The 394-nt window shown below is 51.3% G+C and carries 1 protein-coding gene; it reads left to right on the forward strand.

Going from position 1 to position 394, the window contains the following annotated elements:
- Nucleotides 1-394, forward strand: a 394-nt coding sequence (locus tag ACO0LF_RS31545) for an ATP-binding protein (protein WP_423021370.1), incomplete at both ends; no start/stop codon positions are given.

The raw sequence follows: 394 nt of genomic DNA on the forward strand, positions 1-394 counted from the left end.
CCATGCTTGAGCGAGTGTTCGGTATGTTTACTCAAGTTGACCGGACACTGGAGAAGACGACTGGCGGTTTGGGTATAGGGCTCTCACTTGTAAAGGGTCTGGTACATATGCATGGTGGTACCATCTCGGCGTTCAGTGAAGGAGAAGGAAAAGGCAGCAAATTTGCCGTGCGCCTTCCTCTCTCTACTTCGGCCTTGACTGAGTCAGACTTGATGAGCGCCGAGAGTCCAAGGATTGAACCTAGACGATTCCATCGCATACTGATCATAGATGATAATGAAGATGCCGCAAATGCGCTCGGCCAGCTTCTCGAAATGATGGATAACGAGGTTGCTACCGCCTATGATGGAGAGACAGGATTCAAGGTCGCCAGGGCATTCCAGCCTGGCATCGT

Origin of the sequence: Undibacterium sp. Di27W, assembly GCF_049340345.1 — a bacterium.
Classification (GTDB): Bacteria; Pseudomonadota; Gammaproteobacteria; order Burkholderiales; family Burkholderiaceae_D; genus Undibacterium.